We start from the raw sequence: 26,557 nt of genomic DNA on the forward strand, positions 1-26,557 counted from the left end.
TGAGGAAAGTGGAGGTCCCGATGACCGAGCAAGCCGAGAAGAAGACCAGCATGACGCGCCGCGCTGCGCTGACGCGTCTGGGTCTTGGCGCGGCGGCCATCTATGCCGCGCCGACCGTGACGCGCCTCGACACCGCGAAGGCAGCGTTCCCGTCGCAGTGCCCGCCGACCCGGCCCGCCTGCGGTCAGCAGCCCCAGCCCTGACGACTGGACACATTCGAGTTTGAAGCGGCCTCCGGAGCGATCCGGGGGCCGTTTCCGTTCCGGGGCACGCGTCAGGCGGCGAGCACGATCAGCAGGATCGCGGCCACGATCATGCCGGTCCCCAGCAACTCGGTCGCCTTCACCTTCTCCTTGAAGACCACCACGCTGGCGAAGAAGGTGAAGACAAGCTCGATCTGTCCAAGGGCGCGGACATACGCGGCGTTCTGGACCGCGAAGGCGGTGAACCAGCAGACCGAACAGAGCATCCCCGACAGGCCGACAGGCGCGGCCCGTCGCCATTCCTTGAGGACACGCCCGAGTTCGGCGCGGTCGAACAGCAGGAACCACGCTCCCATCATCGCCGTCTGCATGGCCAGCGCCACGGCCAGCGCGAAGGAGGCGGCGAGAACGAAGTGGGGGCTTTCCAGGGCCAGGATCGCGCCGCGGTAGAAGACCGACGATGCACCGAGCAGGGCGGCGCACAGAATGCCGACGGCCGTGGCGCGGTCGCCCAGACCCCGCAGCAGCCCCATCGGCGTCATCCGCGTCTCGGTGAACGACAGGATCATGGTGCCCAGTGCGCCGATGGCGATGGCAAGCAGGGCCCACGGGCCGACCGTGTCGCCCAGCAGGATTGCGCCCAGGGCCGCAACCAGCACGACTTCGAGCTTCGAGAATGTGGTCCCGACGGCGAAGCTGCGGAAGGAAAAGAGCCAGAGCAGCACGACCGTGAACAGGATCTGCGACAGGCCGCCGAGGGCGCAGTAGAGCAGGAACAACCCGTTGGCCGGCGGCAGCTTCTCGCCGCCGAAGCTCACCAGGCCCCAGAGATAGAGCGCCGCCAGCGGCAGGGCATAGAGGAAGCGCGAATAGGCCGCGCCGGCGGTCGACAGACGGCCCTTGATCGCCTTCTGAAGCGCCGAACGCAAATTCTGCAGGAACGCGGCCGCAATCGTGACCGGAATCCAGAGCGCGATCATCCGCCGTCCTCTCTCCTCCCGAGCCGGCGGCCGGTGCGCATGCGGGCGCGTCAGGCGGCCTGTAAGCCGGGTTCTGTCCACCCCGTCTGACCGGGGCTGGATGGCCATTCATCTGGGACGCCGGTTGCCCGGCGCCTCGTGCAATCAACCCGGACGGCGAAGCGGAAACGCTCCGGCCCCGCGAAGGGGCGCGCCATCCCTATTCGATCTTGCTCCCGGTGGGGTTTACCATGCCGCCGCTGTCGCCAGCCGCGCGGTGCGCTCTTACCGCACCCTTTCACCCTTGCCGGCCCCGAAGGACCGGCGGTCTGCTCTCTGTGGCACTTTCCCTGGGGTCGCCCCCGCCGGGCGTTACCCGGCACCGTGTTTCCGTGGAGCCCGGACTTTCCTCTGCCGGCGGACCGGCAGCGGCCATCCGGCCGCCTGACGCGAACCGCTGATTACGCCGGGCCGGGGCCGCCGTCAAATCTTCGACGGACCCTCCTCGGTCTTCAGCCCCTGGGTGATCTCGACCAGCCAGTCCTGAAAGGCCTTCAGGCGCGGGCGCGACTCCCTGCCCTGCGGATAGACCAGGTAGTAGCCGCTCTCGACTGGCAGGTGATATGCGAAGGGCTCGATCAGCGTGCCCGCTTCCAGTTCGCCCCGGACCAGGCCCGGATTGGCCGGGACCACACCCAGGCCCTGCAGCGCGCCCTGGACGGCCAGGTTGGTGCTCTCCAGCTTGTGACCACGGTCGGGATCGACGCTGGTCTCGCCGACGGCGGTGAGCCACTGCCGCCAGTTGTCCGGGCGGTTGATGTCGTGCAGCAACTGATAGTGTTTCAGATCGGCGGGCGTCTTCAGCCCCGGGCCGGTCTCCAGCAGCTTCGGGCTGCAGACCGGCACGATCTCCTCGGTCATCAGCAGGTGCGCCGTCAGCCCCGGCCAGCTGCCGGTGCCGAAACGGACGGCGGCGTCGGCGGCCGACTGGCGGAAGTCGATGACCTCGACATTCGTGGTCATCCGGACCTCGATTTCCGGATGGCGCTGCTGGAAGTCGCTGATCCGCGGCAGCAGCCAGCGTATGGCGAAGGTGGGCAGCACGTTGATCGTCAGCGCGCCGAGGGAATCCGACTGTTTCAGCTCCTCGGTCGCCTCGTTCATGCGGTCGAAGGCCTGGCGCAGGGCGGGGTAATACCGCGCGCCGGCATCGGTCAGCACGACCTTGCGCCCGCGCCGGTCGAACAGCGACACGCCGACCTGGTCCTCCAGCCCCTTGATCTGATGGCTGATCGCCGACGGGGTGAGGTTCAGTTCGTCGGCGGCGCGGGCGAAGCTGAGATGGCGGGCGGCCGCTTCGAAGGCTCTGAGCGCGTTCAGCGGCGGAAGACGGCGTGGCATCGGCGGCCTTTTCGCGGTTGCAACAATTGCATGATCAATGAGTTCTGTTCATCAATCTGGTGAGAAATGATCTTTTGTCAATATCGCTGACCTATCCCATATTCGCATCCAAGGACATGACGGACACGGCCCGAGGACAGACCGCTTCCGTAGCTTGATGGAGAAGTGAAATGGAATATCGCTCCTACGATATCAACAAGATCAATGACCTGAACCGCACGGTCATCGAAGATCAGGTTCAGCTCGACGTCGCGATGGCGAATGTCGACTACTACATCCGCCGCGGCAAGGCGGAGCGTGCGCAGACGACGCTGGCCGGCCTCCGGTCCGTCCGCCGCGCGATCTCCGGGCTGTTTGCCTGATCTCTACTCATCGAACATGGCGGCCGCGATTTCGCAGATGCGAGAGGCAGTCGCCAGATCCAGCCGGCCGGAAAGCCCTCCCGGCAGGTAGTGACGCTGAAAGGCAAGGATGACGGCGCCGGAGAGATCCGGCGCCGTCGTGCTTTGCAGGCCGTAGCCGATACGCGTCAGCGCGGCCATCGCCTCGTCCTCCGAAGCCGGCGCCCCGCCGGTCTCCGCCCATGTGCCATGGCCGGCTGCGGCAAGGGCGGCCCAGGGGAAAAGTTCGCCCGGGTCTTCCTTGCGTTCCGGGGCCACGTCCGAATGGCCGAGTATCCGCCTGTTCGGCACATCGTGGCGCGTTCGGATGCCGTCCAGTAGCCGGGTCAGCGCAGCGATCTGGGGCGGCGGAAACGGGCGGTATCCGAACTCGTGACCGGGATTCTGCAATTCGATGCCGATGGAGATGGCGTTGATGTCGGTCTCGCCGGCCCAGCGGCCGACCCCGGCATGCCAGGCGCGGTCGTTCTCGCCGACCATCCGGTGAACTGCCCCGTCTTCCTCGATCAGGTAATGCGCGGACACCTTCGCCGCCGGATCGCAGAGCCGGTCCAGAGACTCGGCGGCCGACTGCATCCCCGTATAGTGAATCAGGATCATGTCGACGGCGCGGCCACGGCGGCTGTCGAAGTTGGGCGATGGCCGCTCGATCAGGACGGGATCAGCCAAGCCCCCGGATCCGGCTGATCTGGTCATAGGCGGCATTGATCTTGGCCAGCTTCTCGTTGGCCACGGCGATGAACTCCTCCGGCATGCCCTGGGCCATGGCGCGGTCGGGATGGTTCTTCTTGATCAGTTCGCGATAGGCCGACTTCACCTGGGCGTCGGTGGCCGAGGAATCGATGCCGAGCACCGTGTAGGGATCCTCTTCGTCCGGGCCAAGATAGGTCGCGTGGAGGCGCCGGTAGTCGGCGTCGCTGAGACCGAAGATGCCGGCCACCGATTTCAGGAAGGCGACCTCGTCGGGGTGGATCACGTTGTCGGCGCGGGCGATATGCATCAGCCCGGCCATCAGGTCCTCCAGCACCTCGGGGTCCTGTCGGAACATGTCGGCGATCTGACGGGCGTAGGGCTCGAAGCCGGTCGCGTCCTGCTTGGCCTGGTTGAAGACGCGGGCGACGTTCTTCAACTCGTCCTCGGGGACCTGGAAGACCTCCCGGAAGGCCTCGATCTCGTCCGAGGTGACGACGCCGTCCGCCTTGGCCATCTTCGCGCCGAGCACGATGACGCCGATGGTGAAGGCGATCTGCTTGGTGCCGGCGGGGCGGCCATCCTCGACGCGGGAGGCGTGTTCCTCGTCGCTCTCCCGGACGCGGTCGACGGCGTGTCCGGCGATGCCGCCGATCAATGCGCCGATCGGTCCGCCGAAGGCGAAGCCGATGCCGCCGCCGATCAATTTGCCCCAGATGCTCATTCGTTGCCGTGCCTGTCCGCTCGCATCCGCAACATAGCCAATATTCTCATTTCACAACAGAATTAGCCCGTCAGGGTTCCGCGGTCATGAAAGGAAACCCAGCAACAGCGGCAGGGTGACCACGGCGACGATCACCTGCGCGGTCAGCAGCGCCGCCATCAGCGGCGCGTCCCCTCCCAGCGTGCGCGCCATGACATAGGAAGACGGCGCAGCGGGCAGGGCGAGCCACATCAGTGCAATGACGAGGGTGGGGGCCGACAGGCCCGCGGCGAGCAGGAATCCGAAGCCCAGCGCCGGCTGAATCAGCATCTTGGCGACGATGCCGGTGGCCAGCAGCCGGCCGTGCGTGCGGAGCGTGTCGAAGGTCAGCCCGGCGCCGACCGCGATCAGGCCCAGCGGCAGCGACGCCTGCCCCAGCAGGTCCACGGCGGTCATCAGCACCGGCTCCGGCTCGACCCGGGCCAGGTTGACCACGGCGCCGAACAGGCAGGCCAGGATCAGCGGGTTCTGGAACAGCGAACCGACCGTCCGCAGGATACCGCCGCCCGGCGTTCCCTGCTGCAGCGTCCAGACGCTGATCACGTTCACCGTCGGCACCATGATGGCGATGCAGATCGCCGCCAGCGTGACGCCCGTGGCGCCGTAGGTCTGCTCGGCGATGGCGACGCCGAGGAAGGTGTTGAAGCGGATGCCGCCCATCACCAGCGAGGCCCGCGCGGGCTTGCCGGCCCCGAGGAAGCGGCTGACCACGTAGAGAAGCGCGGTCATCGCGACGACCGTGCCGATCATGGCTGCGGCCATCCAGCCGACGGCCACGCCCTGCAGGTCGGCGCGCGCCACCGAGGCGAACAGCAGCGCAGGGAAGAACACCCAGTAGACGATCCGGTCCAGGCCGGCCCAGCCCTTCTCGTCCAGCAGCGGCAGCCGGCGCAGCACGGCGCCCAGAGCGATCAGGCCGAAGATCGGCAGCACGGCCTCGCCTGTGGCGATCCACTGGTTCATCGGGCGCGGTGCTGCTCGGGCGGTTTCGGCATGGCCGCAACATCGTCGCCGGGTCCCTGCCGGTCAATCCGCCATTGTATGCCGGATCATTTCAAGTAATATTGAAATATGGATTTCGGATTGGCGACGGAGGCGTTCAGGGCGCTGGGCAACAGGCACCGCCTGACGATCTTCCGGACGCTGCTGCAGGCAGCGCCGGACGGTCTAACGGCCGGGCAACTGTGCGAGAGGATGGGGATGGCGCCTTCGGGGCTCTCATTTCATCTCGGACAGCTGGCGAATGCGGGCCTGCTGAGCGGCGTCCAGAGCGGCCGGCACGTGCACTACGTCGTGGAACCGTCATCCGTCCGTGATCTGCTGGGTTTCCTGGCAGACGACTGCTGCGGCGGCCGCCCGGAACTGTGCGGCGCGCCGCTGATGAGGAAATCGGATCTGGAGCGGAGCGAAACGATGGCCGATCAGACCTACAACGTCCTTTTTCTGTGCACCGGCAACTCGGCGCGGAGCATCATTGCCGAAGCCATTCTGGCGCGGGAGGGGCAGGGCAGGTTCAGGTCCTTCTCTGCGGGCAGCCAGCCGAAGGGCGAGGTCCACCCCTACGCCATGGAACTGTTGAAGAACCTGAACCACGACGTCTCGCAGTTCCGCTCGAAGGACTGGGACGAGTTCGCCGCGCCCGGTGCGCCGGAGATGAATTTCGTCTTCACGGTCTGCGACAACGCCGCCAACGAGGTCTGTCCGGTCTGGCCCGGCCAGCCGATGACCGCGCACTGGGGCATTCCGGACCCGGCTGCGGTCGAGGGATCCGAAGCCGTGAAGCGGCAGGCCTTCGCCGATACCTACCGCATGATGAACAACCGCATCTCGATCTTCGTCAACCTGCCGCTCGCCTCGCTTGACCGGCTGCGGCTGCAGCAGCGGCTGGACGAGATCGGCGGCAGAGCGAGCCGGGGTGCCGCGTGACCATCTTCGAACGTTACCTGACCGTCTGGGTCGCTCTCTGCATCGTCGCCGGCATCGCGCTCGGCGAAATCGCTCCCGGTCTCTTCGAACAACTCGCAGCGGTCGAATACGCCCGGGTCAACCTCGTGGTCGCCGTGCTGATCTGGGCCATGGTCTACCCGATGATGATCGCGGTGGATTTCGCCAGCCTCGGACGCGTCACAGAACAACCCCGCGGTCTGCTGCTGACCCTGGTCGTCAACTGGCTGGTGAAGCCCTTCACCATGGCGGCGCTGGGCGTCATCTTCTTCAACCACGTCTTCGCCGATCTGATCCCGCCCGCGGATGCGGAAGCCTATATTGCCGGGCTGATCCTGCTTGGCGCAGCGCCGTGCACCGCGATGGTCTTCGTCTGGTCCCAACTGACGCGGGGCGATGCCAACTACACGCTGGTGCAGGTGAGCGTGAACGACGTCATCATGGTCTTCGCCTACGCGCCGATCGTGGCGCTGCTGCTGGGCGTGACCAGCATTCCGGTCCCCTGGGAGACCCTGGTTCTCTCGGTCGTGCTCTATGTCGTGGTTCCGTTGCTGGCGGGCGTCTTGACGCGGCGGGCGCTGCTGGCCAGCAGCGGCGCCGCCGGCCTGGACGGCTTCATGGCGCGGCTGAAGCCCTGGTCCATCGTCGGCCTGCTTGCCACTGTCGTGCTGCTGTTCGGGTTTCAGGGACAGATCATCCTGACGCAGCCGCTGGTTATCGCGCTCATCGCGGTACCGCTGCTGATCCAGTCCTACGGTATCTTCGCCGTTGCCTATGGCGCCGCATGGGCCATGCGCGTGCCGTTCCGTATCGCCGCGCCCTGCGCCATGATCGGCACGTCGAACTTCTTCGAACTCGCGGTTGCGGTGGCGATCAGCATCTATGGTCTCAATTCGGGTGCGGCGCTGGCGACCGTGGTCGGCGTGCTGGTCGAAGTGCCGGTGATGCTGTCGCTCGTCGCTTTCGCGAACCGGACCCGCGGGGCCTTCGACAACCGCAGCGCCGAGGAGACGACGCCCGCCTCGGCTCAGCGGTGAACGCGAAGCGGCAGCGTGGTCATCCCCCGGCTGACATAGGAATCCGACCAGACCTGGGTCTCGCGCAGCAGTTCGAAATCGCTGAAGCGCTTCAGCAGGATCGGGAAGGCGACCTGCGCCTCCAGCCGGGCGAGCGGCGCGCCGATGCAGAAATGGATGCCGAAGCCGAAGGTGACGTGGCGGTCGGCATTCTCCCGCCGCAGGTTCAGCCGTTCCGGATCCTCGAAGACGTCCGGGTCGCGGTTGGCGGCGCAGTTCCATAGCCACAGGCGCTGACCGGCCTTCGCGGTCTGGCCGTGCATCTCGAAATCCTCCGCCACCAGCCGCGGGCTGGTCAGCGACGGCCCGTCGAAGCGCAGCAGTTCCTCGACCGCATTGGCGACGTATTTCGGGTCGTCCAGATTGGCCCGGAAATCGGCCATCTGGTCGGGATGACGGATCAGCGCCAGCAGGCCGTTGGCCATCAACTGGGTTGTCGTCTCGTGGCCGGCGAACAGAAGCAGGATACAGCTCGAGGTCAGCTCCTCGGGCGTCAGCCGGTCGCCCTCGTCGGATGCGCTGATCAGGCCGTCGGTCACCAGTTCGCCGGGTTCGCGGCGGCGCTGCTCCAGGAAGTCCGCGAAATAGGCGTTCATCTCCTTCAGCGCGTCCGACGCGATCCTGTACTTGTCGGGGTTGGTCTTGGAGGTCAGGACGAACTGGGCCAGCGCATCGGACCAGCGCTTGAGGTTGTCCACGTCCTCCTGCGGCACGCCGAGCAGCAGCGCGATGACCGTGGCCGGCAGCGGGTAGGCGAACTGCTGATGGAAATCGATCTCCTCTCCGTCCTTCCAGTCCGCGATCAGGCCCTCGACGATTTCGGCAACGCCTCCCCGCAGGCTTTCGACACGTCGGGTGGTGAAGGCCTTGTTCATCAGTCCGCGCAGATGGCCGTGCCGGGGTGGATCGTTGAACACGGCCCAGTGGCTGATGTGCTCGCCCAGGAAGGCGATTTCCTCGCCGTCCGGACCGTTCTTCTGCGCTTCGACGAAGGGGCGGATGCGATCCGCCGACAGGCGCTTGTCGCGGAAACCCTGACGGACATCCTCGTAGCGCGTCAGGTACCAGGCCCGGCTGACCGGGTTCCAGTGCATCGGTTCCTCGTGGCGCAGCTGCGCCAGACCCGGATAGGGATCGACGATGGTATCGGGCGCGTTCGGATCGAACTGTACGGCCATGGCCGGCTCTCCTCCCCAGAAGTGCGGTCCTGTCGGTTTAGCGCAGGCCGCCGCAGTTGGCGAGAGCCTGGCGGGGTGGCATTGTCCGGTCCGCGAGGGAGAAGCTCATGTCCAGACGCAGGCCGGGGGTCGGGCTCGGCGCGGTCATATTCCGTGACGACAGGGTGCTGATGATCAAGCGCGGGAAGCCGCCGCGCATGGGCCAGTGGTCCATTCCCGGCGGCCGCCAGGAATGGGGCGAGACCGCAGCTGCCGGCGCCGCGCGGGAAGTGTTGGAGGAGACCGGCATCATCTGCCGGATCGGCGGTCTGCTCGACGTGATCGACGGTCTGGGGCCGGCAGGCGACGACGGCCCGGAATATCACTACACGCTCATCGATTTCTGGGGCCAATGGGTCAGCGGCGACCCGGTGGCCGGCGACGATGCGGCGGATGCCGTCTGGATGGACGCCGCCGAGATCGAGGCGCTGACGCTCTGGCCCGAGACCCGGCGCGTGATCGAACTGGCTCGGCAAAAACGCGATGGATCGTGATCGCGGAAACAGCCGCCCCGATTGCCGCGGCATGCACGCAGGACTAGCATCGTTATCCGTCGTTTCGCTCTGAAGGCGCCTGCCGATGCGCATCGTTCTGGCACTCATCTTCGCGGCCCTGCTGCTGGCGGGGCGGGGGGTGGTTGCGCAGCAGGCCGCCGGGGAAGATGGCGCCACCGCCATCGTCGTGATCGGCGTGGAGACCGCGCACCCGTCGGGTGTGAACTCGATCTTTTCCGATGTCCCGACCATCCGGCTTGTGTTCACGCCGATCGACATGCGCACGCTGGATATCGATCCGCGCCGGCCGCCCTTCATTGTCGAGCGGGCCTACTGCAATCCCCTGGCGCTGGACCGGGACGACTGTCCGGCCGGCGAAGGGCAGACCCATTACGCGGCCTATCAGGTCCCGGCGGGCGTCTACATGCTGCAGTCGATATCCGTGGCGAACAGCGGCCTGATCGATGCGGACGAGGCGGTATCCGACCTGTTCTATCCGCCAGGGCATCTGGTCTTTCGCAGCACCGTGACGAAGGCATTGCAGTCCGAGGCCGTCCCGAAGCTGCTGCTGGCGCCGGGCGGCATCTATTATTCGGGCAATTTCGTCGTGGACTTCGACGGCCGCCCGCCCGGCATTGCCGGCATCCGGCGGGAGGACGCGCGCGCCGCGGAAGTCGTCCGGGAGGAGACCGGAATCGACCTGCCGATGATCTATCTCGACACGTCGGTGGCCATCCTTCGCGACGGGATCGAGTCATGAGGCCTCTGGCGCTGGTGGCGCTGGCAACAAGCCTTGTGCTGGCGGGCTGCGGATTCGCCGCCCTGCCTTCGGTACAACTGCGTAGCGGCCCCGAACCGGTCGATGACGGTGTTCGGGTGTCGATCAGCACGGACCGTTTCAGCCAGGCCGAGGCGCAGGACATCCTGATGCTGTCCTCGGCGGCCGTGGCCCGGCGCTCTGGCGCGGCGTTCTTCCAGTTCCGGTCGGTGAAGGCGGAAGGCCTGACCGAGCCCGGCGGTCTCGCCATCCGCTATTTCGACATCGAGGCGGTGATCGACCCGCTGTCGTCCGACGAGGCCGGCGATCCGGCCCGCAAGACCTATGACGCGGCCCGGCTGATCGAGACGTTCGGACCCCGCTACATGCCTGTGTTGCCCGGGGAACTGCGTCCGGCGTCGTGACGGGCTGGGGCCGCATTGCAGCCCCGCTGCCGCATGTTCGACAAATCGTGGCTGACCGTCAGCTTGTGACTGATATCACTTGATAGATGCAGTTTTGCCACCAAATCTGAAACCAGACGAGGTTTCCAGGAAAGACGCACTCCCTACCCACTTCGTCCGAGTACCCGACGCCGCCGGTCCCCCTCCCCGGCGGCGTCTTCATGTTGGGTTCAGGCCGCTTCCGTCATATCGCGATATCGTGTGGAGCCATTGACGTGCTTCCGCCGGTGATCATTTACTGGGGGGTCCATCACCGGCCCCCCGGCCAGAGCAGGAGGTGATCCTCGTGACGCAGATGGCGTTGGCGAAATTCAGCATCGGCGACATCGTCAAGCACCGCATCTTTCCCTTCCGCGGCGTGATCTTCGATGTCGACCCGGAGTTCAACAACACCGAGGAATGGTGGCTGTCCATCCCGGCCCACATGCGGCCGCGCAAGGACCAGCCCTACTACCATCTGCTGGCCGAGAACGCGGAGACGACCTACATCGCCTATGTGTCGGAACAGAACCTGCTGTGGGACGAGTCCGGCGAACCGGTCGGACATCCGCAGGTGGACGAGTTCTTCGAGACGATTCGCAACGGGCGTTACGTCCCGAACAGCGGACGCGCCAACTGACGCGCCGCGGCTGCCTCAGACCATCCGGTTGACCGAAAGCGCCGTTGGGCGGCGATAGGCGTTGCGCGCCAGGCTGGCGGCGCGGGCATTGCCGCTGGCGCCGTAGATGTCGGCCGGGCCGGTGCTCTGCTCGGCGCGGCTGGCGACGACCTGGATCAGGCCTTCGTTGATCGACTTCATCCGGGCGACGCGGCGGGCGTGGTCGATCATCGCGGTCTCGAGCCGCTGCCCCGTGTCCATCAGCATCTTCCGGTCGGCGCCGGTCAGCGACAGGCGGCCGGACTGCAGCAGACGCACGCCGGCCTGCCAGCTGTCGATGAGGTCCTGCTTGTGGGCCTCGGTCTCGCTGAGGCGCTGGGCCTGACGTTCGGCCAGCAACTGGTTCTCTTCACCGATCAGCGCGATCAGGCGGTTGCCGGTATCCGCGATGTCCCTGGCGTTCGCTGGCTGGCTCAACTTCCGACCTCCTGAAGCCGCAGGATCTCCTTGTAGATGGCGTCGGCAATGCCGATGCCGCCCATCTCGGTGATCGCCTCGCCGTACTTCTCGGCGACCAGGGACTTGTAGGCTTCTTCGCCCTTGCCGCCACCGAACGGACCTTCCGGATCGATGCCCATGTTCATGTGCTGCAGCATCTGGGAAATGAAGACGCTCTCGAAGTCCTCCGCCGTTTCCCGCGCCCGGCGCTGGGCCGCGTTGACCGGATCGGCCGGGGTGGCGGGAACGACGTTGCGCGGGTAGTTGGCGCGATCGATGAAGTCGCTCATCACATCACCTCTATTTCGGCCTGCAGCGCGCCCGCCGCCTTGATGGTCTGAAGGATCGAGATCATGTCGCGCGGGCCGACGCCCAGCGCGTTCAGGCCGTCGACCAGCTCCTGCAGGCTGACGCCCTCGTTGAGCACGGTCAGCTTGCGGTCCTCGCCCTCGTCGATCTGGATCTCGGAGCGGTCCACGACCTCGGTATTGCCCTGGGCGGCGAAGGCGTTGGGCTGGCTGACCTGCTGGGACTCGGTCACCGTCACGGTCAGGTTGCCCTGGGCGATGGCGATCTCGTCGACGCGGACGTCGCGGCCCATCACGATCACGCCGGCCTTCTCGTCGATGACAATGCGGGCGATCTGGTCGGTCTGGACAGTGACCTGCTCGATCTGGGCCAGAAGGCTGACCATCTCGGTCTGGTGCGACGGCGGAATGGCCAGGATGACGGTGGTCGGGTCGATGGCCTTGGAGATGCGCTGGCCGAAGCTCTCGTTGATCGCCTGCTCCACACGGATTGCGGTGGTCAGGTCCGGATTGCGTAGGCTGAGGCGCATCTGACGCATGTCGGCGAGTTCGAAACCGGTCTCGCGCTCGACCGTGGCGCCGTTGGAGATGCGGCCGACGGTCGGGATGTTCTTGGTGACGGTCTGGGCGTTGCCGGTGGCGCTGAAGCCGCCGACGATGATCGGGCCCTGGGCGACGGAATAGACCTCGCCGTCGGCGCCCATCAGCGGGGTGACCAGAAGCGTGCCGCCCAGCAGGCTCTCGGCGTCGCCGAGCGAGTTCACCACCACGTCGATCTGCGATCCCTGCCGCGCGAAGGCCGGCAGGTCGGCGGTGACCATCACGGCGGCGACGTTCTCGGTGTTGATGTTCTGATCGCGGGTGTTCACGCCCAGGCGTTCCAGCATCGCTTCCAGGCTCTGCTGGGTGAAGGGCGAGTTGTTCAGCGTGTCGCCGGTGCCTTGCAGACCCACCACCAGGCCGTAGCCGACCAGCGGGTTGGAGCGGATGCCCTCGAACTCGATGATGTCCTTCAGCCGGACCTGCGACGCCGAAACGGCGGTCGAGTGCAGCGTCAGCAGCAGGACGGAAAGAACGGCAAGCAGGGTGCGGGTCATGTTCTGGCCTCGGACGGACATTGTGTCTGCACGGTTGAATGCCAGTTCCGTACCAACGCTAGGTTCAGCAATTTCAATGAGTTGCGGGGATGCGCCTGATGGAAGTACGGATCATTCCTGCCGGTGGTGGGCAGATTTTTCCCTGTCTAAATGCTTTGTTAACGACGCCGCTTCATTGTGGCCGCATGAAGATCGAAACCGGCAGAATCAGTTCGACGGGACCCGCGCGGCGGGCCGAACGGCGCAATGGCCAGCCGGAGAGTTCCTTCGCGCTGGAGAGCTCCGGCCCGGCGGCCTCGCCGGCGCGGCTCACCGGCATGTCCGGACCGTCAGCCGCCAGCGCCGTGCTGCTCGCCCAGGAAGAGGATACGCCGTCCGAGAAGCGCCGCCGCACCATCCGGCGCGCCGACGATCTTCTGGACCGCCTGGACGAGATTCGCCTGAGCCTGCTGAGCGGCCGGATCGCGATCGACAAGTTGCAGAACCTGCGGCGGGCGCTGGAGCAGCGCACCGAGCGCGCCGACAATCCGGCGCTGCAGGAAACGCTGGATGCCATCGACCTCCGCGTCGAGGTCGAACTGGCCAAATACCACAGTTAGCTCAGTCTGTTAACTGAAACCTGTTTCATCAATCTGCCTAAAAAAAGGACTTGTCGTCAACGACTTGCGCCTCTATTAACCCGCGCCAATGACAGGGCGTCCATTCAGGGGATGATATGGGAATCCAGCTCAGTGATGGCTACCGGCCGAGCGATGAAGAGCCTTTCATGAACCCGGTGCAGAAGGAGTACTTCCGCAAGAAGCTGCTCCGCTGGCGCGACGATATCCTCAAGGATTCGCAGGAAACCATTCGCGTCATGCAGTCCGAGACCGAGCCTCTGGCCGATCTCGCCGACCGCGCGTCGACCGAATCCGACCGCACCCTCGAACTCCGCACCCGTGACCGTCAGCGCAAGCTGATTTCCAAGATCGACTCGGCGCTGAAGCGTATCGAGGAGGACACCTACGGCTACTGCGAGGACACCGGCGATCCGATCAGTCTGAAGCGCCTCGAGGCTCGGCCGATCGCCACGCTTTCGCTGGAAGCGCAGGAACGCCACGAGCGCCGCGAGAAATCCTACCGCGACGAGTGATCCGCCGCGCCTGAACCCGGCGCCGCCTTGATGGAATCGAGAAGGGCCGGCTCTTGCGAGCCGGCCCTTCGCCGTTTCCGTGGTGTGCCTTCGGATCAGAAGGGCATCAGCACATCGATCAGCTGCTGGCCGTAGCGCGGCTGCTGCACGTCGGTCAGCTGGCCGCGGCCGCCGTAGGCGATGCGGGCTTCGGCGATCTGGCTGTGCTGGACGGTGTTGGTGTTGGTGATGTCCTGCGGGCGGACGACGCCGGAGATGCGCAGGTCGCGGACCTCGAAGTTGACCCGGACCTCCTGACGCCCGGCGATCACCAGATTGCCGTTCGGCAGCACGTCGACGACCAGGGCGGCGACCTGCAGGTTGATCGTTTCCTGCCGGTCGACCGTGCCGACGCCGTTGTGGTTGGAGGTGTTGCCGACGCTGACCAGGCTGGCCGGATCCACCGCGTCGGGGAGGAAGTTGGCGAAGTTGCCCTGCAGACCGAACAGCTGTGTCACGTCGGCGTCTTCCGAGGCGGTGCGGTTACGGGTCGTGGAGTTGTTCAGCGTGGCGTCGTCCTGGATCGCGACAACCACCGTCAGGATGTCGCCGATCTGCGCTGCGCGCTGATCCTTGAAGAAGGCGCGCGCGCCGGGGCGCCACAGCGAGTTGGCCTGGTGCATGACCGGCTCGGGCCTCGGCATCGGCAGGCTCACGGTGCGGAAGCCGTCTTCCTTGCGGGGATCCTCGATCGGAGCCAGGTCCGGCGCCTTGCCGATATTGGCGACGCGGTCGACGGCGCCGCAGGCGGACAGGGTGGCGGCCAGGAGGACGGGGGCGGCGATGCGATGGAAGAGTTTCATGACGGATTTGCCTTTTGCAGGGAGTTCGGGAGACGCGCTCAGTTCGAGAGCTGCGAGATCTGGTGGAAGGTTTCGCCGACCACGATCCGGCCGGGGGCCACAATGCGGCCCTCGATCGTCAGGCGGCTGCGGTCGTTGATCACCCGGATCACCGCGTTGCGGCCGCCATCCTCGATGGCGCGGCCGGCGGCGGTCAGGGTGAGCGGACCGGAGCGGAAAATCATGGTGACCACGTCGCCCTTGGCGACCATGACCGGGCGGCGCAGATCGTTCTGGCGGATCGGGCGGCCGGGGGCGATGTTGCGCTTCGGCGCCATGCCGATCAGTTCGGCGTAGTCCAGCACGGTCTGGCGGCGCACCTGGTCGGCGCGGACGCGCTGCCAGGCGATGTGATGGGGCTCGATCTCGTTGCCCGCGCCGACGCGCTCGGCCAGAACCGGGATCTCGGTCATCCGCCAGGCGCGGCCGGTGATGCGGTGGCGCTCGGCGGCGGGATCGCCGGCGGGGCTGGAAACGATGGCGGTGAAGCGGCTGCTGGTCGGGTTGTAGTCCAGGCTCTCGACCCGGACGGTCGGTTCGACATCGGCCGGCACGTGGATTTCGAGGCGTCCGCCCTGGAACTGGATCTCCAGATCCTCGTCGGGCACGGCGTTGGCCAGGGCGATCTCGATCTCCGACTGCAGCAGGCTGGCATCGACGATCTGGCTGGCGCGGCTGACCATGATCCGCTGCAGGCCCGGGGGCATCGACCAGCGGATGCGGTGCATCGCGGCCAGCTTGGCGATCGCGACGGGGTTCAGCGCCAGCGAACGGCCGGGCTCCGGCGCGCGGGTGACGGTGATGTTCGCGGCCCGCGGGCTGCCTTCCAGAAGGTCGGACAGCAGGATGCTGGAGCTGTTGACGGTTATGTCGTAGCGCAGGGTGGCGTCCTCGATCTCCCGCGACGCGTTGGCGGCGGCGGGCAGGATGATCAGGGCGGCGAGGAGGGCGATCAGTCGGGTCATGATGCTTACCTCAGGGTATTGATTGCGGACATCATCTCGTCGGAGGCGGTGATGACCTTGGAGTTCATCTCGTAGGCGCGCTGGGCCGTGATCAGGTGCGTGATTTCCTGCACCGGGTTCACGTTGGAGGTTTCCAGAAAGCCCTGCTGCACGGTGCCGAAGCCGGCCTGTCCGGGGATGCCGATGGTCGACGCGCCCGAGGCGGGGGTTTCCAGGAACAGGTTGTCGCCGATGGCTTCCAGGCCGGCGTCGTTGAAGAACGTCGCCAGTTCCAGCTGACCCAGGTTCTGCAGGTCGGTCTGACCGGCGATCTTGGCCAGCACTTCGCCGTTGGCGTTGATCGACAGGTCCTGGGTGTTGTTCGGCACCAGGATGCCCGGCGCGACGATGAAGCCTTCCTGGGTCACGATCTGGCCGTCGGGCGCGATCGAGAAGGTGCCGGCGCGGGTGTAGGCGTCCTCGCCGGTCGGCAGCGTCACCCGGAAGTAGCCGCGGCCGTTGATGGCCAGGTCCAGCGGGTTCTCGGTAATCGCCAGATCGCCCTGTTCGACGATGCGGTAGACCGAGCCGGCCTTCACGCCGACGCCGATCTGGACGCCGGAGGTGTTGATGGTGCCGGCGTCGGACGAGTTGGCGCCGATGCGGCGGACGTTCTGGTAGAGAAGGTCCTGGAAGGCGGCGCGCTGACGCTTGAAACCCGTGGTGTTCAGGTTGGCGATGTTGTTCGAGATGACCTCGACGTTCAGCTGCTGGGCCAGCATGCCGGTGGCGGCGATGGAAAGGCTGCGCATGTTCGGTACTCCGGGTTAGGCCACGGCGCCGAGGCGATCGATCGCGTCGGCCTGCAATTCGTGGTCGGTGTCCATCATCTTCTGCATGGATTCGTAGGCGCGCTGGACGTCGATCATCCGCACCATCTGTTCGATCGGCTTGACGTTCGAGCCTTCCAGCATGCCCTGAAGGATCTGCGGGTTCTCGACAGGCTCCGGCGCCTCGTCGGTCTTGTAGCGGCCGCTCTCGACCGCCTCGAGCGCCTGCTCGTCCTTGAAGCTGACCACGGCCAGGCGGAACTGTTCGTTGTTGCCGGCGGTGATCGTGCCGTCCTTCGAGATCGTCACTTCGGCGCCCGGATCGGCGATCTCGATGACGCGGCCGTCGGCGTCCTGGATCGGATCGCCGTCCATGGTCACCAGCTGGCCTTCATCGTTAAGGCGGAAATGGCCGTTGCGCGTGTACTGCGGGCCTTCCTCGGTCTCGACCACGAAGTAGCCGGCGCCGGAGATCGCCACGTCCAGCGGGTTCTCGGTCGGCCGCAGCGGCCCTTCATCGAGATTGCGCAGGCTGCCGTAGCTTTCCACGTAGGACATCTGATCGCCTTCCGGGGTCTGCACCAGGAATTCCCGGAAAAGCAGTTCCTCGGACTTGAAGGCGGTCGTGTTCATGTTGGCGATGTTGTTCGCGACCAGGTCCATCTGGTTGCGCAGGGCCATCTGGCGGGAGAGGCCAATCAGGATCGCGTTCTCGATACCCATTTCATCCTCGAATTCGTCGAGCGTTACACGGAAGACCGGGAAGCAGACGCCGTGCCAAATTCAACCCATTGATTTTATTGGATAAAAAATTGAACCCGGCTTTCGGTGCCGGTCAGAACCCGTTCCGGGCGGCATTTTCTGCCGGGTGAAACCGGGCCAAGAACCCTTTGTTAACCGAAACCCACGATGCTGCGCCCATATGCAATCTCTTGTGCCCGAAGGCAGTGGAAATGGCTGACGAAGACGCGACGACAGAAGATGGCGCCGATGGCGCGGAACCGAAGAAGAAGAAGCTCAGCGGCAAGGTGCTGGTGCTCTTCATCGGCCTGCCGCTGCTGCTTCTGCTGGGCGGTGGCGGCGCCGCGGTCATGATGCTTTCCGGCGGCGACGGGGAGGCCCAGGCGGCCGCGCCCGCGCAGGAGGAACATGCGAAGGCCGAGGACGATTCCGGTCACGGCAGCGAGACCGCCGACGAGGGCGGCCATGGCGGCGGCGATCACGGTGGCGGCCATGGCGACGACGGAGACCCGTCGATCGGCACGGTGAACTATGCCGGTTCCGATCTCATCTTCTTCGAGCTGCCGGACATGATCGTCAACCTGAACTCCTCGGGCAGCCAGCCGCGTTTCCTGAAGATCCGCGTGGCGCTGGAGTTCGGCGACCGTCGCCTTGTGGGCAAGGTGCGCAAGGTCATGCCGCGGATCATCGATCACTTCCAGGTCTACCTGCGCGAACTGCGGCGGGAGGACCTTCGTGGCTCGGCCGGCATGTACCGGCTGAAGGAAGAACTGATGATCCGGGTCAACCAGTCCGTTCAGCCGTCGCGTGTCCGCGACGTGCTGTTCAAGGAAATGCTGGTCCAGTAACTGCCGGTTTTCATGGCGGAGCGTAACTCATGAGCGATAGCGTCGATCAGGAAAAGCTGGCCGAGGAGTGGGAATCCGCCGAGGCGGATGCCAAGGCCAAGAAGGCCGACGGCGACGGCGAGGCGTCCGCCGCCGACGCCTGGGATCAGCTGACAGGCGAGAGCAGCGGCGGCCAGACCAACCGCATCCTCAACCAGGAGGAGATCGACAACCTCCTTGGCTTCGACGCCAGCGAGGAGGAGGATACCGACCGCTCCGGCATCAAGGCGATCATCAACTCGGCGCTGGTCAACTACGAGCGCCTGCCGATGCTGGAAGTCGTCTTCGACCGGCTGGTACGGATGATGACGACATCGCTGCGCAACTTCACCTCGGACAATGTCGAGGTGACGCTGGACAACATCACCTCGATCCGTTTCGGCGACTATCTGAACTCCATCCCGCTGCCGGCGATCCTTTCGGTCTTCCGGGCGGTCGAATGGGACAATTTCGGCCTGATCACCGTCGACTCCTCGCTGATCTACTCGATCGTCGACGTGCTGCTGGGTGGCCGCCGGGGCACCGCGGCGATGCGTATCGAGGGGCGGCCCTACACCACCATCGAACGCAATCTGGTCGAGCGCATGGTCGCCGTCGTGCTGGCCGACATGGCCGCGGCGTTCGAGCCGCTGTCGCCGGTCACCTTCAACTTCGACCGCGTCGAGACCAATCCGCGCTTCGCCACCATCGCCCGCCCCGCCAACGCCGCGATCCTGATCAAGCTCCGGATCGACATGGAAGACCGGGGCGGCCGGCTGGACGTGATGCTGCCCTACGCGACGCTGGAGCCCATCCGCGAACTGCTGCTGCAGATGTTCATGGGCGAGAAGTTCGGCCGCGACTCGATCTGGGAAAACCATCTGGCCACCGAACTCTGGCAGACAGACATCGACATGATCGCTGTGCTGGACGAACAGACCATGCCGCTGTCGAAGTTCATGAAGCTGAAAGTCGGTCAGACGATGATGCTGAACGCCTCGCCGGACAGCACGATCCGCCTCGATTGCGGCGGTATTCCGATGGGCGCCGGACGGATGGGCCGCCGCGGCCAGAGCATCGCCGTCCGGATCGACAAGATGTACAGGAAGCTGGGGAACGGGTGATGGACCTGCCGCTCGATCTGATACTGGACCTCGTCCTGACCGGGTTGCTCTTCGCCACCCTGGTCTATTGCTTCGTCCTCAACCGCCGTCTGTCCAGGCTGCGCAACGCCAAGGGCGACATGGCCGAGATGGTCCGTTCCTTCCACCTGGCGACCGAGGCCGCGCGCGGCAGCGTCGACGAACTCAAGAGCACCGCCGAAGCCATGGCGAAGGACCTGCAGACGCAGATCCAGCACGGCCGGGATATGCTCGAGGAGATGTCGGTGGTGACCTCGAGCGCCGGCCGCCTGGCCGACCGGATCGAGAAGGGCGTCGAGAAATCGCGTCCCGCCGCGGCGGCTGCCGCCGGCACCGGCGCAATGCGCGAGGAGCGTCCGGCGCCGCCCACGGCCGCGCCGCGATCCGAAGCCGAAAACGAGCTGCTTCAGGCGCTCAGAAAGGTGCGTTGACGTGAGACTGCTTCAGGTCCGGCTGCTGCCGGTGACGTTGATCGTTCTGGTGATGGTGCTGGGCGTGCGCGTCTCCAGCCTTTTCGACGGTAATGACGCGACCACGGTCGTGACCCTGCCCATGGCCTTCGCCGAGGAGAAGGCCGAGAAGCCGGACGAGGCGATGGCGGAGGAGAAGGACGACGCCGGCGAGAAGGCCGCCGAAGCCGAAGCGGGTCCCGAACCGGGCACGCTGGCCGGCCGCGATCCGACCACCTTCTCGCCGGCCGAGATTGCGCTGCTGGAGAATCTGGCCAGCCGCCGCGAGGAGATCGAGAAGCGCGCCGCCGAACTGGATGTGCGCGAGAGCCTGCTGGCAGCGACCGAACAGCGTCTGGACGAGAAGATCGCCGACCTGAAGTCGCTGGAGAGCCGGATCGAGAACCTGGTGAAGAAGCACGACGAGGCCGAGGAAGAGCGCATGGCGCGCCTGGTCACCGTCTACGAGAAGATGAAGGCCAAGGACGCGGCGCGCATCTTCGAACAGATCGAGATGGACATCCTGATCGACGTCGCGGCTCGCATGAAGGAAGCCAAGGTGGCCGATGTCATGGCCAACATGAGCGCGCAAAGGGCCCAGGAACTGACCATCGAGCTGGCCACGCGCAACGATATCGAAAGCCGCATCAAGCGCTGAGACGGCGGGCCGGCGGCTCGCCGGTTTACGCGACCTTAACCATCTTCGGTGCAATCTGGAACGGCCATGGCAGCGCTTGACGACATGCTGGGTCCGGAGAGCGGTCCGGACGTGAACACAGGCAGCGAACTCGCCAACTCGGCGGTCTTCCTGGCGCTTTATCTCATCCTGCTCGGTTTCTTTCTGATGCTGAACGCGCACGCCACGCTGTCGGAAGACCGCACCCGCGCCATGGTCGCGGGTCTGCGGCTCGATCCGGTCGTGCCGCCCATCGCGCCGGTCACCGACACCGCCATCGTTGCCGACCCGCTGGAGCAGCGTCTGAAGGACGTGTTCGGCGAGCACATGCCCGATGGCGAGTGGGATCTGGTCAGCCGCGCCGGCCGCATCCTGATCCGCATTCCGCTGCACCGCGCCTTCTCCGACGACAGTTCCGTTCTCCAGCCCGGCCGCATCTCCCTGATGCGCCGCATGGCGGAGGTCATCGGCGAGGCCCAGACGATGGACGGGCTCGCCGTCTCCGTCACCATCGGCAAGGGGCCTGACGCGGACCTCGCGCGCCGCCGCGCTGCGTCCCTCGGCCGTGACATGCTGCGCTACGGGCTTGCGCATGACCGCTTCGATATCGGCGCGGACGCCGCCGCCGCCGGCTCGATCGAGCTGGAACTCAGGACCGCTGCAGACGAGGGCCGGTCATGACCCGCAGCGCCTGGCTGATCGCATTCGCGGATCTGAGCGCCGTGCTCTGCGCGTTCTTCGTTCTGATGCTGGCCATGTCCGACTTCGATGCGCCGGCGCTCAGTTCGCTGGCGACGGTCTTCGGCAAGGACGAGGGCGACTGGGTCGCCGACAGGCCGGCATCGGGTGCGACCGCCGAGGGGCTGCGCCGCACCGGTGCCGACTCCGAGCAGACAGACTATCTGGCCGCCATCGCCCAGGACCGCATCGAGCGCGCCGACTGGCCATGGACCATCGAACGCCGCTCCGGCAGCCTCGCGTTGCGGCAGGTGCTGCAGCCAGGCGGGATCGACCTGCCGGCGGACATGGCCGCCTGGCTGAGGACGGCGGGCTACCCCATTGCCGTTGCCGCGGTGATGAGCGGACGCAGCGCCCGGCTCGCGGCGACGCAGAGCGCATTCGACGAAGGTCTGCGCGCCGCCGGCGCTCTGGCTTCCGAACTGAGCCGGCAGGGCGTGGCCCGGAATATTCCGGTGCGGACCCGATTTGCTGCGGAACCGGCGCCGCTGACGTTGGAGATCGTCATGCGGGTCGGCGAGGAGAACCAGTGATGTTGCGTTTCCCGAGAGTCCTGCTGGCCGTCCTGCTGCTGCTGACCGTCGCGCCCATGGCCTTTGCCGCCATCGACGAACGGGTCAACATCCGCTTCGGCGATCACGAGGGCTACAGCCGCGCTGTTTTCGACTGGGGCGCCGATGTCGGCTTCAAGATCGAGGAAGGCAACGGCTCTGTCTCCATCCATTTCGACCGCCCGGCGGATTTCGACCTGTCGCATTACCGCGCCCGCGCGCCGCGAGCGATGACCGGCGTCGAGGTGTCCGACGACGGCAAGACGATCACCTTCACGGCGCCATCGGGGCAGGTGCTGAAGCAATTCCGGCTCGGCACCCGCGTTGTCGTGGACATCGCACGCGGTGCGGGCAAGCCGGACGCCCCTGCGCCGGCGAAGATGGCCTCGCCCGAGCCGGCCCGGATGGCCCAGCCCGAATCCGCCCGTGAGGAGGCCTCCCGGCGGCCGAAGCCGCACCCGGCCGCAAGCGCGGCCAAGGCTGCGCCTCGCCCGCAGCCCGAACCGGCGAAGCAGGCCCCGAAGGCTGTCGCGAAGGCGGCGCCCGCGCCCGCGCCCGAACCTCAGCCGGAAGCTCCCGCTGAAACGCCGGCCGCCGAAACCGAAGCGCCTGCGGTCCCGTCCGACCGGGTGCGCGTTCCCGTCATTGTCGAGCGCCGCCCCGACCGCACGATCCTCCGTTTCGCATGGCCCGAGAAGACGTCTGCGGTCGCCCTGCATCGCGGCGAGCACATCTGGCTGGCCTTTGGTGTCGAGGGCGAGCCGGATTTCGGCGCCCAGTCGGACCAGGACCTTGGACCGGTCCTTACCGTCTTCCGCGAACCGGCGCAGAAGGGCACGCTGGTCCGGATCGACGTGGTCAGCGGCGCGGCGCTGGACGTCATCGCCGACGACAACGAATGGATCATCGATATCGGCGGCGGCCGCGGCCGCGCCGAGAAGACAGTCGAGTTCGAATCGCAGGCCGACGCCCAGGACGGACCGCGGATCTATGCGCCTGTCGCCGCACCGTCGGATCCCATCATCGTCGATGACCCGATGATCGGCGACCGCATCGCGCTGGTGCCGCTGATGGAGCCGGGCCATGGCGTCCGGCCGGCGCGCGCCTTCGTGAAACTGGACATCCCCGAAACGCCGCAGGGCGTCGCCATCCGCTTCAAGACGCTGGACCTGCAGGTCGATGCCGATCCGGACGGTCTCGCGATTTCGGGGACACGTACGCTCAACCTCAGCGCCGAGGCCAAGGATCCCGGCGCCGATTCCGGGCTGCCGCCGGCTCTTGGCGGTGCGATCAGGCCCTCGGAACGGTCGATGATGGACCTGGCGGCCTGGCGCGGCAGCGGCAACATCGTGGACGACCGCCATTCGTTGATGGTGCGCATCTCCAACGCCCCGCCCGCGGCCCGCAACGCCGAACGGCGCGCCTATGTCCGATTCCTGGTCGCCAACGGCCTCGCCGCCGAGGCGCTGGGCGTCATGGCCCGGATCGAGGAAGAGGATCCGCGCGCGGACCTGGATCCGGTCTACCGGGCGACCCGCGGCGTGGCCAACCTGCTGGCCGGCCGCTTCGACGACGCCAATGTCGATCTCACGCATCCGAGCCTGATGGAGGCCGGCGACCTGTCGCTGTTCCGCGGCATTCTGGCCGAGCGCCGCCGCGACTTCATCGAGGCGCGGCGTCAGTTCACGCATGGCTGGAGCCGGCTGAACGACCTGCCCGAAGACATGCGCCCGCGCTTCCGCATTGCGCTGGCCCAGACCGCGCTGCACCTGCACGACTTCGGCACCGCCGAGGAACAGGTCGGCAAGCTGCTGCAGTATGCCGGTTCCGCCAGCCGCCACGAGGACGCGCAGCTGATCGCGGCGCAGATCAACGACCGCACCGGCGATGTCGAGGAAGCGGAGTCGCTCTACGCCACGCTGGCCGAAAGCATCCATCGCGACATCCGCGCGCGGGCCCGTTTCCTGGAAACCAATCTGCTGCTGAAGGAAGACCGCATCAACCTGAGCGATGCCGTCGAGCGGATGGAACGGCTGCGCTTCACCTGGCGTGGCGACATCTTCGAGTTCGATCTGCTGAAGCGTCTGGGCGAGCTCTACATCGACAGCGGCCGCTACCGCGACGGCATGATGGTGATGCGGGAGACTGTGGACCGGTTCCCGAACCTGCCCGAAGCCCAGCGTCTGGCGAGCCAGATGAACAACGTCTTCGCGAGCCTGTTCGAGGGCCGTCACGCCGAAGAGATGTCGCCGATCACGGCGATGGGCCTCTACTACGACTTCCGCGAACTCACCCCCGAGGGCGGGCGCGGCGACCGGATGATCCGGCGCCTGGCCGACCGCCTCGCGGCCGTCGAACTGCTGGACGAGGCCGCGAAGCTGCTGGAGCATCAGGTGCGTCACCGGCTGAAGGGCGACGAGCGTGCACGCGTCGGAACCCGGCTGGCGGTGCTCTATCTGCTGGACGGCAAGCCGCGCGAGGCGATCGATGCCCTGCGCAGCTCGCGCAACCTGTCGATGCCCGAGGAACTGCAGCGCGAGCGGCGGCTGCTCGAGGCGCGCGGCACCACCGAGCTTGGCCAGTACGACCGTGCCCTGCTGCTGCTCAACGGCCTGAGCGGCGACGACGTCAACGATGTCCGGACGGAAATCCTGTGGCGCGCCCGCAAGTGGCAGCAGGCTGCGACCTCGCTCAGCGACCGGCTTGTCGAGATCCGCAGCAGCCGCGGCCCGCTGGCCCGCGAAGCGCGTCAGGACATTCTCCGTTTCGCCATCGCCAGTTCGCTGGCCGGCGACCGTCAGGCGCTGGAGCGGCTCCGCGACGATTTCTCCTCGCGGATGGACGGTCAGCCGGAATGGCCGGCCTTCCAGATCGTCACCGCGGAGGATCAGCGCGACAGCGCGGAGTTCCGGAACCTGGCCGCGGAAATCGCCCAGGTCGACCGCTTCGAGGCCTTCATGTCGTCCTACAGGGAACGTCTGCGCAAGCAGCCGCTCAGCGCGATCAACTGAACGCGGGGGGCGGCGTTCGGAAAGCGTTAACGGCCTGTTAGACATCCCGGCCTAGAACAGACTCATGCTGCGCGTCATCGAATGCATCGCCTTCGAACATGACATACTGCTCGTGCTGTGCGCGGCGGTCGTCTGTCTGCTTGGGTGCCATTGCGCCTTCAGCCTGCACGAGCGTGCGCAGGCGCGTGGCCGGTCGGCGTGGCGCTGGAACGTGATCGGTGCGATCTGCTTCGGCTCCGGCGTCTGGTCGACGCACTTCATCGCCATGCTCGCCTATCGGTCTTCGCTGCCGATCGTCTACGACGTCCTGCCGACGGTGCTGTCGGCGCTGCTGGCGGTTGCCATGGGCTGGGCGGCGTTCTGGCTGCTGCGCCGGGGCGAGGCGCTTCTGGGCGGGCTTGTCGCCGGCGCCGGCGTCGCCAGCATGCATTTCACCGGCATGACCGGACTGGGCGGCCCGATCCGGATCGAGTGGGAACTGAGCTATGTCGCCGTCTCGGTCCTGGCAGCATTACCGATTTCAGCGCTGGCCTTCCGGCTCGCGGCGGTTCTGACGAAACACTGGCAGGCGACAACGTTGATGGTCGCGTCTATCTGCATCCTGCATTTCACGGCGATGACCGGGATGGTCGTGGCGCACGATCCCTTTGCCGCAGAGCTTGCCGTTCCGGCGTTCGACCACACCTCGCTCGCGATCGGCGTCGCCGCGGTTACCGTGATGGTTCTCGTCGCGGGGCTGGTCGTTGCCCATTTCGACCGCTTCGTCGATGTCCGCAACCGCCGGGAGAACGAGAAGCTTCAGGAATACGTCCATCAGCTGGAGGCAACCCAGGCCGAACTGGAAGGCAAGACCGTGGCGCTGGCCGAGGCGCTGGCGACCGTCGAGCGGCACAGCCAGGCCAAGTCCGAATTCGTCGCCATGATGAGCCACGAGCTCCGCACGCCGCTGAACGCCATTATCGGGTTCTCCGAACTGATCCAGATGGAGCCCAACGGACCGATCGGCCATCCGTCCTACCGCGCATACCTGGACGACATCATGTTCAGCGGCCGGCATCTGCTGGATCTCATCAACGGGATTCTCGACTTCTCCAAGATCGAGTCCGGCGACATGTCGCTGCGCGAGGAAGTCGTCGACCTGAAGGAGCTGGTCGAGGACTGCGTGCGCATCATGCAGCCGAAGGCCGCCGAGGGCGAAATCCGGATCCAGTGCGTCCCGCCGGCGGGACTGCCTGAAGTCCGGGCCGACAGCCGTCAGCTGCGTCAGTTGCTGCTCAACCTGATCTCCAATGCCGTCAAGTTCTCTGAGGCCGGCGGCGTCGTTATCGTTTCGGCTGCGCCGGATGAGGGCGGCCTGCGCCTGTCGGTCGCCGACACCGGCATCGGCATTGCGCCCGAGGATATTGCCAAGGCGCGCGAACCCTTCGGCCAGGTCGACAGCCGCCTGAGCCGCAAGCATGAGGGCACCGGCCTGGGCCTGCCCATCAGTATCCGGATCGCGGAGCTTCACGGCGGCAGCCTCGATCTGCAAAGCCGACCGGGCGAGGGTACGCGCGTCGACGTCAGCCTGCCGGCGACGCGGATCGTGAGGCCCCATGGCAATCCGAGGCCGGCGAACGACTGGGACGGCGCGACAGAAGAAATCGTCGCCGGATAGGCTGGACATTGCCTTCCACCTGACTGATATTTGATTGATCAAGAAACTTCATGAGTTTCTTTCTTGTGC

General features: G+C 66.3%; 31 protein-coding genes and 1 other RNA gene. 18 read left to right on the forward strand and 14 right to left on the reverse strand.

Translation table 11 applies throughout. The features are described from left to right. Positions 1-20: 20 nt before the first annotated feature. Positions 21-203, forward strand: a complete 183-nt coding sequence (locus ACMVY4_RS08465) for a hypothetical protein (RefSeq protein ID WP_416899723.1) — start codon at positions 21-23, stop codon at positions 201-203. Positions 204-274: 71 nt separating this feature from the next. Here the strand turns inward: ACMVY4_RS08465 and ACMVY4_RS08470 are convergent, their stop codons facing one another. From ACMVY4_RS08470 to ACMVY4_RS08480, 3 genes are all read right to left on the reverse strand, one after another. Further along, a complete protein-coding gene (locus ACMVY4_RS08470; RefSeq protein ID WP_416899724.1) occupies positions 275-1,183 on the reverse strand; it encodes an EamA family transporter in 909 nt (302 codons plus the stop codon). 46 nt (positions 1,184-1,229) lie between these two features. Continuing rightward, an RNA gene (gene rnpB / locus ACMVY4_RS08475) (RNase P RNA component class A) lies at positions 1,230-1,610 on the reverse strand. Positions 1,611-1,645: 35 nt separating this feature from the next. After that, the gene (locus ACMVY4_RS08480) at positions 1,646-2,563 is read right to left on the reverse strand and encodes a transcriptional regulator GcvA (protein ID WP_416899725.1); all 918 of its coding nucleotides are present in this window, start codon (positions 2,561-2,563) and stop codon (positions 1,646-1,648) included. A gap of 170 nt (positions 2,564-2,733) precedes the next feature. Between ACMVY4_RS08480 and ACMVY4_RS08485 the strand changes: the two genes are divergently transcribed. Continuing rightward, entirely contained in the window at positions 2,734-2,925 is a 192-nt protein-coding gene (locus ACMVY4_RS08485; protein ID WP_416899726.1) for an RSP_7527 family protein, read from the forward strand. A 3-nt stretch (positions 2,926-2,928) separates the two neighbouring features. On the opposite strand, the gene ACMVY4_RS08490 is transcribed toward ACMVY4_RS08485, so the two are convergent. From ACMVY4_RS08490 to ACMVY4_RS08500, 3 genes are all read right to left on the reverse strand, one after another. Continuing rightward, positions 2,929-3,660: an N-acetylmuramoyl-L-alanine amidase gene (locus ACMVY4_RS08490; protein WP_416899727.1), complete on the reverse strand. Its 732-nt coding sequence runs from the start codon at positions 3,658-3,660 to the stop codon at positions 2,929-2,931. After that, positions 3,626-4,378: a TerB family tellurite resistance protein gene (locus ACMVY4_RS08495; RefSeq protein WP_416899728.1), complete on the reverse strand. Its 753-nt coding sequence runs from the start codon at positions 4,376-4,378 to the stop codon at positions 3,626-3,628. Before ACMVY4_RS08495 ends, ACMVY4_RS08490 begins: the two co-directional genes overlap by 35 nt. Positions 4,379-4,462: 84 nt before the next feature. Beyond that, positions 4,463-5,380 (reverse strand): AEC family transporter, encoded by a 918-nt coding sequence (locus tag ACMVY4_RS08500; protein ID WP_416899729.1) that lies wholly within the window; start codon positions 5,378-5,380, stop codon positions 4,463-4,465. 120 nt (positions 5,381-5,500) lie between these two features. Here ACMVY4_RS08500 and ACMVY4_RS08505 point away from each other — a divergent pair, with 120 nt between their 5' ends. Both ACMVY4_RS08505 and arsB read left to right on the forward strand, forming a co-directional pair. Continuing rightward, a complete protein-coding gene (locus ACMVY4_RS08505) occupies positions 5,501-6,343 on the forward strand; it encodes a metalloregulator ArsR/SmtB family transcription factor (protein ID WP_416899730.1) in 843 nt (280 codons plus the stop codon). Further along, complete coding sequence (gene arsB, locus ACMVY4_RS08510) at positions 6,340-7,398, forward strand: ACR3 family arsenite efflux transporter (RefSeq protein WP_416899731.1); 1,059 nt, start codon at positions 6,340-6,342, stop codon at positions 7,396-7,398. The genes ACMVY4_RS08505 and arsB overlap by 4 nt, the downstream gene beginning before the upstream one ends. Here the strand turns inward: arsB and ACMVY4_RS08515 are convergent. Then, on the reverse strand, positions 7,389-8,615 hold the full coding sequence (locus tag ACMVY4_RS08515) for a cytochrome P450 (RefSeq protein ID WP_416899732.1): 1,227 nt from the start codon (positions 8,613-8,615) through the stop codon (positions 7,389-7,391). The genes arsB and ACMVY4_RS08515 overlap by 10 nt on opposite strands. 107 nt (positions 8,616-8,722) lie before the next feature. Here ACMVY4_RS08515 and ACMVY4_RS08520 point away from each other — a divergent pair, with 107 nt between their 5' ends. The 4 genes from ACMVY4_RS08520 to hspQ all read left to right on the forward strand — a co-directional run bounded on the left by ACMVY4_RS08520 (position 8,723) and on the right by hspQ (position 10,988). Beyond that, a complete protein-coding gene (locus ACMVY4_RS08520) occupies positions 8,723-9,148 on the forward strand; it encodes an NUDIX hydrolase (protein WP_416899733.1) in 426 nt (141 codons plus the stop codon). An 85-nt stretch (positions 9,149-9,233) separates the two neighbouring features. Then, positions 9,234-9,908 carry a hypothetical protein gene (locus tag ACMVY4_RS08525; RefSeq protein WP_416899734.1) on the forward strand — a complete coding sequence of 225 codons (675 nt, stop codon included), beginning with the start codon at positions 9,234-9,236 and terminating at the stop codon, positions 9,906-9,908. Next, a complete protein-coding gene (locus tag ACMVY4_RS08530; RefSeq protein WP_416899735.1) occupies positions 9,905-10,330 on the forward strand; it encodes a hypothetical protein in 426 nt (141 codons plus the stop codon). Before ACMVY4_RS08525 ends, ACMVY4_RS08530 begins: the two co-directional genes overlap by 4 nt. Positions 10,331-10,664: 334 nt before the next feature. Further along, positions 10,665-10,988: a heat shock protein HspQ gene (gene hspQ / locus ACMVY4_RS08535; protein ID WP_416900281.1), complete on the forward strand. Its 324-nt coding sequence runs from the start codon at positions 10,665-10,667 to the stop codon at positions 10,986-10,988. Positions 10,989-11,003: 15 nt separating this feature from the next. On the opposite strand, the gene ACMVY4_RS08540 is transcribed toward hspQ, so the two are convergent. The 3 genes from ACMVY4_RS08540 to ACMVY4_RS08550 are packed head-to-tail and all read right to left on the reverse strand — an operon-like array spanning position 11,004 to position 12,870. Then, positions 11,004-11,444, reverse strand: a complete 441-nt coding sequence (locus tag ACMVY4_RS08540; RefSeq protein ID WP_416899736.1) for a hypothetical protein — start codon at positions 11,442-11,444, stop codon at positions 11,004-11,006. Beyond that, complete coding sequence (locus tag ACMVY4_RS08545; RefSeq protein WP_416899737.1) at positions 11,441-11,755, reverse strand: rod-binding protein; 315 nt, start codon at positions 11,753-11,755, stop codon at positions 11,441-11,443. The genes ACMVY4_RS08540 and ACMVY4_RS08545 overlap by 4 nt, the downstream gene beginning before the upstream one ends. After that, positions 11,755-12,870, reverse strand: a complete 1,116-nt coding sequence (locus ACMVY4_RS08550; protein ID WP_416899738.1) for a flagellar basal body P-ring protein FlgI — start codon at positions 12,868-12,870, stop codon at positions 11,755-11,757. The genes ACMVY4_RS08545 and ACMVY4_RS08550 overlap by 1 nt, the downstream gene beginning before the upstream one ends. A 98-nt stretch (positions 12,871-12,968) precedes the next feature. Here ACMVY4_RS08550 and ACMVY4_RS08555 point away from each other — a divergent pair, with 98 nt between their 5' ends. Continuing rightward, positions 12,969-13,469 (forward strand): flagellar assembly protein FliX, encoded by a 501-nt coding sequence (locus ACMVY4_RS08555; RefSeq protein WP_416899739.1) that lies wholly within the window; start codon positions 12,969-12,971, stop codon positions 13,467-13,469. 116 nt (positions 13,470-13,585) lie between these two features. Continuing rightward, positions 13,586-14,002, forward strand: coding sequence for an RNA polymerase-binding protein DksA (dksA, locus tag ACMVY4_RS08560; RefSeq protein ID WP_416899740.1), 417 nt, complete (start codon positions 13,586-13,588; stop codon positions 14,000-14,002). Between the two features lie 95 nt (positions 14,003-14,097). On the opposite strand, the gene flgH is transcribed toward dksA, so the two are convergent. The 4 genes from flgH to flgF are packed head-to-tail and all read right to left on the reverse strand — an operon-like array spanning position 14,098 to position 17,380. Continuing rightward, positions 14,098-14,844, reverse strand: coding sequence for a flagellar basal body L-ring protein FlgH (gene flgH, locus ACMVY4_RS08565; RefSeq protein WP_416899741.1), 747 nt, complete (start codon positions 14,842-14,844; stop codon positions 14,098-14,100). Between the two features lie 38 nt (positions 14,845-14,882). After that, the gene (flgA, locus tag ACMVY4_RS08570) at positions 14,883-15,848 is read right to left on the reverse strand and encodes a flagellar basal body P-ring formation chaperone FlgA (protein ID WP_416899742.1); all 966 of its coding nucleotides are present in this window, start codon (positions 15,846-15,848) and stop codon (positions 14,883-14,885) included. Positions 15,849-15,853: 5 nt separating this feature from the next. Beyond that, positions 15,854-16,639 (reverse strand): flagellar basal-body rod protein FlgG, encoded by a 786-nt coding sequence (gene flgG / locus ACMVY4_RS08575; RefSeq protein WP_416899743.1) that lies wholly within the window; start codon positions 16,637-16,639, stop codon positions 15,854-15,856. Between the two features lie 15 nt (positions 16,640-16,654). Beyond that, positions 16,655-17,380: a flagellar basal-body rod protein FlgF gene (gene flgF / locus ACMVY4_RS08580; protein ID WP_416899744.1), complete on the reverse strand. Its 726-nt coding sequence runs from the start codon at positions 17,378-17,380 to the stop codon at positions 16,655-16,657. Positions 17,381-17,610: 230 nt separating this feature from the next. Between flgF and ACMVY4_RS08585 the strand changes: the two genes are divergently transcribed. The 8 genes from ACMVY4_RS08585 to ACMVY4_RS08620 all read left to right on the forward strand — a co-directional run bounded on the left by ACMVY4_RS08585 (position 17,611) and on the right by ACMVY4_RS08620 (position 26,488). Then, positions 17,611-18,246: a flagellar basal body-associated FliL family protein gene (locus ACMVY4_RS08585; RefSeq protein WP_416899745.1), complete on the forward strand. Its 636-nt coding sequence runs from the start codon at positions 17,611-17,613 to the stop codon at positions 18,244-18,246. A 29-nt stretch (positions 18,247-18,275) separates the two neighbouring features. Further along, the gene (fliM, locus tag ACMVY4_RS08590) at positions 18,276-19,388 is read left to right on the forward strand and encodes a flagellar motor switch protein FliM (RefSeq protein ID WP_416899746.1); all 1,113 of its coding nucleotides are present in this window, start codon (positions 18,276-18,278) and stop codon (positions 19,386-19,388) included. Next, positions 19,388-19,837 carry a DUF6468 domain-containing protein gene (locus tag ACMVY4_RS08595; RefSeq protein ID WP_416899747.1) on the forward strand — a complete coding sequence of 150 codons (450 nt, stop codon included), beginning with the start codon at positions 19,388-19,390 and terminating at the stop codon, positions 19,835-19,837. The genes fliM and ACMVY4_RS08595 overlap by 1 nt, the downstream gene beginning before the upstream one ends. Before the next feature lies 1 nt (position 19,838). Then, positions 19,839-20,513 (forward strand): MotE family protein, encoded by a 675-nt coding sequence (locus ACMVY4_RS08600; protein ID WP_416899748.1) that lies wholly within the window; start codon positions 19,839-19,841, stop codon positions 20,511-20,513. Positions 20,514-20,579: 66 nt separating this feature from the next. Further along, positions 20,580-21,212, forward strand: coding sequence for a hypothetical protein (locus ACMVY4_RS08605; protein ID WP_416899749.1), 633 nt, complete (start codon positions 20,580-20,582; stop codon positions 21,210-21,212). Further along, positions 21,209-21,802 carry a flagellar motor protein MotB gene (locus tag ACMVY4_RS08610; RefSeq protein ID WP_416899750.1) on the forward strand — a complete coding sequence of 198 codons (594 nt, stop codon included), beginning with the start codon at positions 21,209-21,211 and terminating at the stop codon, positions 21,800-21,802. The genes ACMVY4_RS08605 and ACMVY4_RS08610 overlap by 4 nt, the downstream gene beginning before the upstream one ends. Further along, the gene (locus ACMVY4_RS08615) at positions 21,802-24,831 is read left to right on the forward strand and encodes a tetratricopeptide repeat protein (protein ID WP_416899751.1); all 3,030 of its coding nucleotides are present in this window, start codon (positions 21,802-21,804) and stop codon (positions 24,829-24,831) included. The genes ACMVY4_RS08610 and ACMVY4_RS08615 overlap by 1 nt, the downstream gene beginning before the upstream one ends. 64 nt (positions 24,832-24,895) lie before the next feature. Further along, positions 24,896-26,488 carry an MHYT domain-containing protein gene (locus ACMVY4_RS08620; RefSeq protein ID WP_416899752.1) on the forward strand — a complete coding sequence of 531 codons (1,593 nt, stop codon included), beginning with the start codon at positions 24,896-24,898 and terminating at the stop codon, positions 26,486-26,488. Positions 26,489-26,557: the final 69 nt, after the last annotated feature.

Source organism: Minwuia sp. (assembly GCF_048007105.1).
In the GTDB taxonomy this organism is placed as follows: domain Bacteria; phylum Pseudomonadota; class Alphaproteobacteria; order Minwuiales; family Minwuiaceae; genus Minwuia.

Coding starts and splice junctions, on each gene's coding strand:
- ACMVY4_RS08605 (WP_416899749.1), top strand. CDS start 20,580: ATGGCAGCGCTTGACGACATGCTGGGTCCGGAGAGCGGTCCGGACGTG.
- fliM (WP_416899746.1), top strand. CDS start 18,276: ATGAGCGATAGCGTCGATCAGGAAAAGCTGGCCGAGGAGTGGGAATCC.
- flgF (WP_416899744.1), bottom strand. CDS start 17,380: ATGGGTATCGAGAACGCGATCCTGATTGGCCTCTCCCGCCAGATGGCC.
- ACMVY4_RS08610 (WP_416899750.1), top strand. CDS start 21,209: ATGACCCGCAGCGCCTGGCTGATCGCATTCGCGGATCTGAGCGCCGTG.
- ACMVY4_RS08465 (WP_416899723.1), top strand. CDS start 21: ATGACCGAGCAAGCCGAGAAGAAGACCAGCATGACGCGCCGCGCTGCG.
- hspQ (WP_416900281.1), top strand. CDS start 10,665: ATGGCGTTGGCGAAATTCAGCATCGGCGACATCGTCAAGCACCGCATC.
- ACMVY4_RS08585 (WP_416899745.1), top strand. CDS start 17,611: ATGGCTGACGAAGACGCGACGACAGAAGATGGCGCCGATGGCGCGGAA.
- ACMVY4_RS08595 (WP_416899747.1), top strand. CDS start 19,388: ATGGACCTGCCGCTCGATCTGATACTGGACCTCGTCCTGACCGGGTTG.
- flgH (WP_416899741.1), bottom strand. CDS start 14,844: ATGAAACTCTTCCATCGCATCGCCGCCCCCGTCCTCCTGGCCGCCACC.
- ACMVY4_RS08550 (WP_416899738.1), bottom strand. CDS start 12,870: ATGACCCGCACCCTGCTTGCCGTTCTTTCCGTCCTGCTGCTGACGCTG.
- ACMVY4_RS08615 (WP_416899751.1), top strand. CDS start 21,802: ATGTTGCGTTTCCCGAGAGTCCTGCTGGCCGTCCTGCTGCTGCTGACC.
- flgA (WP_416899742.1), bottom strand. CDS start 15,848: ATGACCCGACTGATCGCCCTCCTCGCCGCCCTGATCATCCTGCCCGCC.
- ACMVY4_RS08495 (WP_416899728.1), bottom strand. CDS start 4,378: ATGAGCATCTGGGGCAAATTGATCGGCGGCGGCATCGGCTTCGCCTTC.
- ACMVY4_RS08480 (WP_416899725.1), bottom strand. CDS start 2,563: ATGCCACGCCGTCTTCCGCCGCTGAACGCGCTCAGAGCCTTCGAAGCG.
- dksA (WP_416899740.1), top strand. CDS start 13,586: ATGGGAATCCAGCTCAGTGATGGCTACCGGCCGAGCGATGAAGAGCCT.
- ACMVY4_RS08515 (WP_416899732.1), bottom strand. CDS start 8,615: ATGGCCGTACAGTTCGATCCGAACGCGCCCGATACCATCGTCGATCCC.
- ACMVY4_RS08525 (WP_416899734.1), top strand. CDS start 9,234: ATGCGCATCGTTCTGGCACTCATCTTCGCGGCCCTGCTGCTGGCGGGG.
- flgG (WP_416899743.1), bottom strand. CDS start 16,639: ATGCGCAGCCTTTCCATCGCCGCCACCGGCATGCTGGCCCAGCAGCTG.
- ACMVY4_RS08485 (WP_416899726.1), top strand. CDS start 2,734: ATGGAATATCGCTCCTACGATATCAACAAGATCAATGACCTGAACCGC.
- ACMVY4_RS08470 (WP_416899724.1), bottom strand. CDS start 1,183: ATGATCGCGCTCTGGATTCCGGTCACGATTGCGGCCGCGTTCCTGCAG.
- ACMVY4_RS08520 (WP_416899733.1), top strand. CDS start 8,723: ATGTCCAGACGCAGGCCGGGGGTCGGGCTCGGCGCGGTCATATTCCGT.
- ACMVY4_RS08500 (WP_416899729.1), bottom strand. CDS start 5,380: ATGAACCAGTGGATCGCCACAGGCGAGGCCGTGCTGCCGATCTTCGGC.
- ACMVY4_RS08555 (WP_416899739.1), top strand. CDS start 12,969: ATGGAAGTACGGATCATTCCTGCCGGTGGTGGGCAGATTTTTCCCTGT.
- ACMVY4_RS08545 (WP_416899737.1), bottom strand. CDS start 11,755: ATGAGCGACTTCATCGATCGCGCCAACTACCCGCGCAACGTCGTTCCC.
- ACMVY4_RS08490 (WP_416899727.1), bottom strand. CDS start 3,660: ATGACCAGATCAGCCGGATCCGGGGGCTTGGCTGATCCCGTCCTGATC.
- ACMVY4_RS08530 (WP_416899735.1), top strand. CDS start 9,905: ATGAGGCCTCTGGCGCTGGTGGCGCTGGCAACAAGCCTTGTGCTGGCG.
- ACMVY4_RS08620 (WP_416899752.1), top strand. CDS start 24,896: ATGCTGCGCGTCATCGAATGCATCGCCTTCGAACATGACATACTGCTC.